This is a genomic window from Dietzia sp., assembly GCF_036741115.1.
In the GTDB taxonomy this organism is placed as follows: Bacteria; Actinomycetota; Actinomycetes; order Mycobacteriales; family Mycobacteriaceae; genus Dietzia.
Window position 1 is genome coordinate 1 of the sequence record NZ_DAINST010000099.1, and the last position, 8,586, is coordinate 8,586.

General features: G+C 69.0%; 7 protein-coding genes and 1 pseudogene. 1 reads left to right on the plus strand and 7 read right to left on the minus strand.

Translation table 11 applies throughout. The features are described from left to right. Positions 1-15: 15 nt before the first annotated feature. From V7E05_RS12695 to V7E05_RS12725, 7 genes and pseudogenes are all read right to left on the minus strand, one after another. Entirely contained in the window at positions 16-1,044 is a 1,029-nt protein-coding gene (locus tag V7E05_RS12695) for a ferrochelatase (RefSeq protein ID WP_333620014.1), read from the minus strand. A 140-nt stretch (positions 1,045-1,184) separates the two neighbouring features. Then, positions 1,185-1,979, minus strand: coding sequence for an NADH-dependent enoyl-ACP reductase InhA (inhA, locus tag V7E05_RS12700; protein ID WP_333620009.1), 795 nt, complete (start codon positions 1,977-1,979; stop codon positions 1,185-1,187). Positions 1,980-2,088: 109 nt separating this feature from the next. After that, a complete protein-coding gene (gene fabG, locus V7E05_RS12705) occupies positions 2,089-2,880 on the minus strand; it encodes a 3-oxoacyl-ACP reductase FabG (protein ID WP_333620010.1) in 792 nt (263 codons plus the stop codon). A gap of 115 nt (positions 2,881-2,995) precedes the next feature. Continuing rightward, positions 2,996-3,976 (minus strand): VWA domain-containing protein, encoded by a 981-nt coding sequence (locus tag V7E05_RS12710; RefSeq protein ID WP_333620015.1) that lies wholly within the window; start codon positions 3,974-3,976, stop codon positions 2,996-2,998. A 2-nt stretch (positions 3,977-3,978) separates the two neighbouring features. Next, positions 3,979-5,259 carry a DUF58 domain-containing protein gene (locus V7E05_RS12715; protein WP_333620011.1) on the minus strand — a complete coding sequence of 427 codons (1,281 nt, stop codon included), beginning with the start codon at positions 5,257-5,259 and terminating at the stop codon, positions 3,979-3,981. A 284-nt stretch (positions 5,260-5,543) separates the two neighbouring features. After that, a pseudogene (locus V7E05_RS12720) lies at positions 5,544-6,755 on the minus strand (AAA family ATPase); the annotation flags it as partial. A gap of 170 nt (positions 6,756-6,925) precedes the next feature. Further along, positions 6,926-7,447: an Rv1476 family membrane protein gene (locus tag V7E05_RS12725; RefSeq protein WP_333620012.1), complete on the minus strand. Its 522-nt coding sequence runs from the start codon at positions 7,445-7,447 to the stop codon at positions 6,926-6,928. Between the two features lie 270 nt (positions 7,448-7,717). Between V7E05_RS12725 and V7E05_RS12730 the strand changes: the two genes are divergently transcribed. Next, positions 7,718-8,586 (plus strand): aconitase family protein (locus V7E05_RS12730; protein ID WP_333620013.1); only part of this gene is annotated, 869 nt, incomplete at its 3' end.

Here is an 8,586-nt window from a genome sequence, read left to right on the forward strand (position 1 = left end):
CCCGGTTCGTCTGGCCTAGTCGAGGACTGGCGAGGGACGTCCGCAGCAGAACTCGGCGCAGCGCCTGCCGTCGATGCGGCAGCCGTAGCTCGGCACATGGCCAATGCGCGGGACCTCGGTGCCCGTTTCCACCTCGTCGAGAAGGTCGAGGATCAGCGAGGCGAACGCCCTGCGCGGGCCGGGGGTCGCGGCGCGGCGGAGGGCGAGCCCGAGCTCCTCGCAGGCCTCGGCGAGCTCGGAGTCGAGGTCCCAGATCACTTCGACGTGGTCGGAGATGAATCCGATCGGGCACACCACGAGGGAGGTCTCCCCCGCAGCGGCGAGGGCGGTGGCGTGGTCGACGATGTCCGGTTCGAGCCACGGGATCTGCGGCGGGCCCGAGCGCGATTGCCAGACGAGATCGAAATCGTCAGCGCCCACGCGGGCGGCGACGAGCGCGGCGGCCTCGGCGATCTGACGGCTGTAGAGGCGGCCCGCTCCGGCGGGGCCCGAGTCCGAGTCCGCCGATTCCGGGATGGAGTGCGCGGTGAACACGAGTCGCGGGGACTCCCCTGCCGTCCGGGCGTCGCCGAGCGCGGCGGAGACGGCCTCGGCATTGAGCGCGACAAAGGTCTCGGCGGAGAAGAACTGGCCGAGCCGGACGAGCTCGGGAGCGGAATCTCCGGCAGAGTTGCGGGCGCGCTCGATGTCCTCTTGGTACTGGGCGCAGCCCGAGTATCCGCCCCACGCGGAGGTGGCGAAGACCGCGGCCCGGCGGACGCCGCGGGCACCGAGCTCGGCGACGGCGTCTTCGACGTAGGGCTCCCAGTTGCGGTTGGCGAAGACGACCTCCAGATCGCGTCCGCGCTCGGCGAGCTCGGCGCGCAGGTTCTCGATGATCTCGAGATTGAGCGCGTTGATCGGACTGCGTCCGCCCAGGTGCAGATAGTGCTCGGCTACCTCGCTGAGCCGCTCGCGGGGGATTCCGCGGCCGCGAGTGACGTTCTCGAGGAACGGCATGACGTCCTCGGGCTTTTCCGGGCCGCCGAACGAGAGGAGGATCAGTGCCTCGACGGGGCCGGTACCGACACCGGAAGGAGTGAGCGGCGAAGTCGCGCCGGAGGGCGTTTCGCCGTCCGTCCGGGCTGCTGGGTCGTCCTTGGTCGTCAACGTCTTCTCTCTTTCCTGCCTGCGAGTCCGAGCCACTACGCGAAAGCGACGGAGCCGAAACCGCCGTCGGCGTAGATCACGGTGCCGGTCGTGGCGGGCATGAGGTCGGAGAGCGCGGCGACGACGGTAGAGGCGACGGGCGCCGCGGTGTTCACGTCCCAGCCGAGCGGTGCGCGGCGCGCCCACTCGACCTCGAGCTGGTCGAGCTCGTTGCCGTCGCCGATCGCCGAACCCGCGATGGACTTTGCGGCGAGTGTCTTGACGGGGCCCGCGGCGACGAGGTTCGAGCGGATCCCCTCGGGGCCGAGCTCCTTGGCGACGTAGCGGTTGACCGCCTCGAGCGAGTTCTTCGACACGGCCATCCAGTTGTAGAACGGCATCGCGGTGCGGGGATCGAAATCCATGCCCACGATCGAGGCGCCGGGGCGAAGGAGCGGCCGGACGGCCTTCGCGAGGGCGGCGTAGGAGTACGCGGAGATGTGGATCGCGGTGGAGACGTCCTCGAACGGCGTATCGAGGAAGCCGTCACCGAGAGCGCTCGGCGGGGCGTACCCGATCGAGTGGACGACTCCGTCGAGATGGTCGGTGTGCTCACGGAGGCGATCGGCGAGCGTGTCTAGGTGCTCGATGTTCTGCACATCGAGCTCGACGACCGGTGGCGTCGTGGGCAGCCGCTTGGCGATCGCCTTGACGAGGGAGACCCGACCGAATCCGGTGAGGATCACCGTCGCGCCCTCCTCCTGTGCCTTCTTCGCGATGGAGAATGCGATGGAGGCGTCGGTGATGACACCCGTGACGAGGATGGTTTTGCCGGCGAGGACGTCGCTCATGGTGAGCCCTTCTTCCCTGGAGTTGCCTGGATTTATCTGGAGCCGGTGCCGCAGTGGGGCGCGGCCAGTGGTGGTGTGGCGCGATTGTCTATGACGGTGGACGGCGGGACTAGTGCCCCATGCCGAGGCCGCCGTCGACGGGGATGACAGCGCCGTTGACGTAGGCGGCATCGGGGCCGGCGAGCCACGACACCACGCCGGCGACCTCGGCCGGATCGCCGTAACGTCCCATCGGGATGGCGGCGAGTGCCTGCTCCTTGAGGTTCTCGGGGAGCTCGGAGGTCATTCCCGAGTCGATGAAGCCGGGGGCGACGACATTCGCGGTGATCGAGCGGGATCCGATTTCGCGTGCGATGGAACGGGCCAGTCCCACGAGCCCGGCCTTCGAGGAGGCGTAGTTGGCCTGCCCTGCGGTGCCCGCGAGCCCCACCACCGAGCCGATAAAGATGATGCGACCGAAGCGCGCCCTGAGCATCGCGCGGTTGGCCCGCTTGACGAGCCGGAACGCGCCGGTGAGATTCGCGTCTACGACGGCCGAGAAATCGTCCTCGGACATCCGCATGAGCAGCGTGTCCTTGTTAGTGCCGGCGCTCGCGACCAGCACCTCGACCGGGCCGTGCTCGGTTTCGACGCGGGAGAACGCGTCGTCGATGGACGCGGAGTCGGTGAGGTCGCAGACGACGGGGAGCGCGCCGGTCGGCGGCTCGCCCTGGGCGCCCTCACGGACCGTAACGGCGACCTTGTGTCCGTCGGCGAGGAGCCGCGCGGCGATCTCCTTGCCGATTCCACGGTTACCGCCGGTGACGAGCACGGAGCGGGGCTCTCCGGTTCCGCTCGAGATGCTGTCCTGAGCGCCATTCTGTGAAGCGTTGTCGGCGTTGTTCTGCGCGGTGGAGGCCATGTGGCTAACCCTACCCACCGGAGGGCGCCGATACGGCCAGACCCCGCCTCTTCGCCGGCTCCGGGGCGTGGCCCGCCTGCCCTGCCGTGAGGCTCTCCCGGGCGGACCCGCCGGATCAGGGCAGACGCTGGTTCGCGACGAGCGAGAGCCCCGCAGACACGAAGGCGAGGAGGGCGCCAATCACGAGCCAGGGGCGGCTCGCATCGGAGAGCTTGTACTCGTAGCCGATCTGCTCTTCGAGGGTGTTGTAGACCGAGTCGAGCTCCTCGAGGCTCGAGGCCGTAAAGGCATCGCCGCCCGAGTTCTTCGCGATCTGTTCCAGCGAGGCGTCGTCGACGGGGACCGGCTGCTTCGTTCCCTCGATATCGACGTAGCCGCCGACGGTACCGAACGAAATGGTCGACACCGGGATCTTCTGCTGCCCCGCCGCCGTCGCCGCGGTGTAGGCGCCGCGCTCGGAATTCGGGTCCTGCGGCACGGTCTCCTTGCCGTCGGAGAGCAGGACGATGCGCGCGGGCGGCGCGGCGTCCGGGCCGCCGAGGCTCGTGGAGAACGACTCGATGGCCTGGGTCGCGGAGTAGATCGCCTCGCCCGTAGCGGTGCGCTGGTCCAGCCGCAGGTTGTCCACGGCCTTCTCCACCGGAGCGCGCTCGGTCGTCGGCGCGACGAGGAGATTGGCGGTCCCCGCAAAGCTCACGAGCCCGAGGTTGACCCCGTCGGTGAGGTTGTTCGCGAAGTCCTTGGCCGCGATCTGCGCCGCCTCGAGGCGAGACGGCGCGACATCCTTTGCCTCCATGGACAGCGAGACGTCCATGACCAACATGACCGTCGCCCGGTTCCGCTCCTGCTTCTGCTCGGCCTGCGGCGCGCCGAGCGCGACGACGAGAGCGAGCAGCGCCAGCACGAGCGCAACCGCCGGAACGTGGACCCACCAGCGGCGCCTCTCGGTTCGACTCGCGCGCAGCGCCCCCATGTTCCCGAAGCGGATGCTGCGCCGGCGCTTCGAGCGCTGCGCGAGCACATAGCCCGCGATGAGCGCGATGGGCACGACGACGAGCAGCAGCCACCAGGGGTGCTGGAAATCGGTGAGACTCAGCTTCATTGCCGCACCTCCACGAGATCGGCGAGCGCGCGCTCCCCGTCGGGGAAGGCACCCTTGCGACGGAGCCCGGCGAATTCGATCACGTCGCGGACCCAGTCGCGATCCGTGCGCAGCGACAGCACGGGCGCCCCGCAGTGCCGGAGCGCTGTGACCACCTCGGTGCGGTGCCGCGCTGCGGCGTAGGCGTACGTGGCCGCCTGCTCGGCGGTGACATCGACCTCGACGAGCTCGTCGCTCGCGGCGTCACGAAGCGTGATCCGACCGACCTGCGGCAGCGCGACGTCGAGCGGGTCGGTGAGGCGTACCGCCACCATCTGCTGGCGGCTGGAGACGATGCGCATCGCCCGCTCCCAGTCCGACTCCTCTAGGAAATCCGAGACGAGGACGACGAGACCGCGCCGCCGCGCGAGCCCACGAAGGCTCGCGGCTCCGCGGGAGAGCGCCGAGGGCGCAGCCTCGGCCGGTTCGGAATACCGGCGCGCCGCTCGGAACCTGCGCCGCGCCTCGGACCAACCGTTGCGGAGTCGTTCGCCGATCCCGCTCGCCTGCCCGTCCCGCTCGCCTTCCGGGGCATCACCGGCCTTCCCGGCATCGCCGGCGGCTCTGTCGAGGTCCCTCTGCGCGTCGTTCTCCTCGGCGGCGCTGTCGGCACGTGCACCTCTCCCCTCGTGGATGACGACGGACGGCGTCTTAGCCACTCGCTCGAGGATCCCGCGGACGTGGTCGCGGCCGCTGCCGGGAGGCACGATGACGGGCTCGTCCCCCGCCCCGAGGAGGACTGCGCCGACGCGATTCCCTGCAGTGGACGAGAGGAATCCGTACGTCGCGGTGGCCGCGAGAGCGAGATCCCGCTTCGTGGAAACGTTGCCTTCGGCGTCGACATGGCTACCCACGTCGATCGAAGGTGAGAGGTCGACGAGGATCCACGTCTCGAGCTCGCGGTCCGCGATGGGCTGGCGCACGTGCGGTACCGCGGTGCGCGCGGTGACAGACCAGTCCATGAGTCGAACGTCGTCGCCGAGCTCGTACTCGCGGCTCTCCCCCGGCTCGGAACCGGGACCGGGGATGAGGCCCTGGTAGTTACCGAGGAGCACGCCGTCGATCTTGCGCATAACGCTGAGCTCGAGTCGCGCGAGTTGTTCGCGGGTGCGGGGCGAGGTCGCCCTGTCCGAGGCTCGGGAACTGCCGGTGGCTCCGGGGCGGTCGCGACGGCCGACGCTGTCGGTTTCGCTCGCGGCGGGGACCCCGGGCCGCGCCCGGAAGAGGGACGTACGCATGTGGAACCGCCCGACTAGTCCTGCGCGTGGCGCGGGTCGGAGCCGTCGGCGCCGGAGGTGTCCTGGGTACCGGAGGGCTCATCGACCTGCCGTCCCTGGAGATCCTGCTCTGGCCGATTGCTGTGGGGATCCTGATGTGCCTGGGCGTCCTGAGCGGTGCGGCCTCCGGCGTCATGGGCCTGAGCGTGCCCCTGTTCCTGCCCCTGTGCCTGAGTATGGGCTTGCGCCTGCGGCGGCTGCTGGGGGAAGCCGCCGGGGCCCGCCGCCTGCGGGCCCTGCGGGTACTGGCCGGCGTGACGGCCCGGGTACTGGAGCTGCTGGGCCTGGAACTGGCCCGGGGCCTGGGCCTGGTACTGACCGCCCGGCTGGCCCTGAGCCCGGGACGGGTACGCGTACTGGCCGGGTGCCTGCGCCTGAGCACCGTGCTGGATCCCTTGCTGAGGCGCGGCGCCCTGCTGGCGGGCAGCGGCGGCCTGCGGCGGCAGATTGACCGGCGCGGCCGACGCGGACACCTGCGGCAGCGGCACCGTCGCGAGCACGTGACCGATGATCTGCTCGGCGTCCACCTCGTCGGCGAGGGCGTCGTAGGTGAGCACGAGGCGATGGCGGAGGACGGCGGGCAGCACGTCGACGACGTCCTGCGGGACGACGTAATCGCGGCCGCGGATGAGCGCGAGGGCGCGGGAGGTGTTGATGGCGCCGAGCGTCGCGCGCGGCGACGCGCCGTAGGAGAGCCAGCGGTCGACATCGGCGAGACCGAAACGCTCGGGCGAACGGGTGGCGTCGACGACCCGGACGACGTAGTCGATGAGCGAGTGGTGGACGAAGACCTCGCGGACGCGGTCCTGGATCGCCGCGAGCTGCTCGGTGTCGAGGAGACGCTCGGCGGTGGGCGGGGTGCTCGCCATGCGGTAGACGATCTCCCGCTCCTCCTCCGGGCTCGGGTAGTCGACGAGGAGCTTGAAGACGAAGCGGTCGCGCTGGGCCTCGGGAAGCGGGTAGACGCCCTCGTTCTCGATAGGGTTCTGGGTCGCGAGCACGAGGAAGGGCTTGGGCACCTCGAAGGTCTCGCCGCCGACGGACACGTGGCCCTCGGCCATGACCTCGAGGAGCGCGGACTGCACCTTGGCGGGTGCGCGGTTGATCTCGTCGGCGAGGACGAAGTTCGCCAAGACCGGCCCGAGCTCGACGTCGAAGACCTCGCTCGACTGGCGGTAGATTCGCGTGCCCACGATGTCCGCGGGGACCAGATCGGGGGTGAACTGGATGCGGGCGAAGGAACCGCCGATGACCTTGGCGAAGGTCTCCACTGTGAGCGTCTTCGCGACGCCCGGCACGCCTTCGAGGAGTACGTGGCCGCGGGCGAGCAGCCCGGCGAGGACCATCTCCAGCATCGCGTCCTGACCGACGATGACCTTCTTGACCTGATACAGGAGCTGCTCGAGGACTTCGGCATCGCCAGCGCCGGAAGAACGCGAGCTGGACGTGCTGGAAATGATGTCGGTCACGGACCGGTACTCCTTTGTCGAACTCTTCTGCCGAACCTCGTCGGGGGCCTACCGGCGCTCTTCGTCGTCGACCCCGGCGGGTAGGGCAACCCTACCGGCCAACGTACTTGGCCCAGCGCCATTGGCGTTCGGTGAATCGGACGTGTGGCGGGAACGGGCTAGCCGCGCGTCCTTCGGCGCAGCGCGAGCACGAACGCGACGACGGCGAGGAGCATGACGATGATGACCGCTCCGGTGATGAGCCCCCAGGGCGGAGCCGGCGTGGTGACCTTGTGCTCGTAGACCGCCGCTGCCGCGATGGGATCGCCCTCGCGGTAAGCGTCGTCCTGCGCCGATTCGAGTTTGGCCCGCGAGATCGAATCGGACTGCGAACCGATCGCATCGGGGGTGAACACGACGATGGTCCCCGCGTGGTCCTGCGAGAGCCGCACCGCGAGGTCGCGACCCCATGCGGCAACGGGGAGCTCCTCCTGCGTGAACACGATCTTGAGATCGACCCCTTGCGACTGCGCGTCGGAGGTTATCTGTTCGAGCGCGGGCACGAGCTCGGCCGGTGCTGAGACATTCCCCTGATCAAGGTCGGCATCGACCTTGGCGTAGTCCTCCCACGGCTGCCACGTGTCCTTGAGGAAGGGCATCGGCGGCCGGTCGGCCTTGGGGATGTTCTCGAGATCGTCCACGGCGTTTATCGTGCCACGTGCCTACCTCGACGTAGTGCAAGACGGGCGCGTGTCCCGGCGTGTCCCGTCTTTAAATATAACGGGCGTACTGGTAAGTTGGGTGCCAGTGCGGACGATGTGGGTACACAATAGAGTAAGTGCTCGCACGGGTAGGCGGCCCGGCTTGTCGAGGCTTCGATAATACGGCCGCGTCCCGATCGACGCCTTCGGCGTTTCCCCTGCCCGGGGATCGCGAAGAAGAAATTCAATCGAACAACGAGTGGAGCCGACGTGACTGCTAGCCAGAACAGCTTCGACGCTCGCGGAACCCTAGAGGTTGGCGAGGACAGCTACGAGATTTTCCGCCTTTCGGCCGTGCCCGGAGTGGAGAAGCTTCCCTACTCCCTCAAGGTCCTCGCCGAGAACCTCCTCCGCACGGAGGATGGCGCGAACGTGACCTCCGATCACATCAAGGCCATCGCCGGTTGGGATCCCAAGGCGAACCCGGAGACCGAGATCCAGTTCACGCCTGCCCGCGTGATCATGCAGGACTTCACCGGCGTGCCCTGCATCGTCGACCTCGCCACGATGCGTGAGGCCGTCAAGAACCTCGGTGGCGACCCGAACAAGGTCAACCCGCTGGCCCCGGCCGAGATGGTCATCGACCACTCGGTCATCATCGAGGCCTTCGGCGGCCCTGAGGCCTTCGAGCGCAACGTCGAGATCGAGTACGAGCGCAATGGGGAGCGCTACCAGTTCCTCCGCTGGGGCCAGACGGCGTTCGACGACTTCAAGGTCGTCCCCCCGGGCACCGGCATCGTCCACCAGGTCAACATCGAGTACCTCGCGCGCTCGATCATGGTGCGTGACGGCCAGGCCTACCCCGATACCTGTGTCGGCACCGACTCGCACACGACCATGGAGAACGGCCTCGGCGTTCTCGGCTGGGGCGTCGGCGGCATCGAGGCCGAGGCCGCGATGCTCGGCCAGCCCATCTCGATGCTCATCCCGCGCGTCGTCGGCTTCAAGCTCTCGGGTGAGATCCAGCCGGGCGTGACCGCCACGGACGTCGTCCTCACGATCACCGAGATGCTCCGCCAGCACGGCGTCGTCGGCAAGTTCGTCGAGTTCTACGGCGCCGGCGTCGCCGCCGTGCCGCT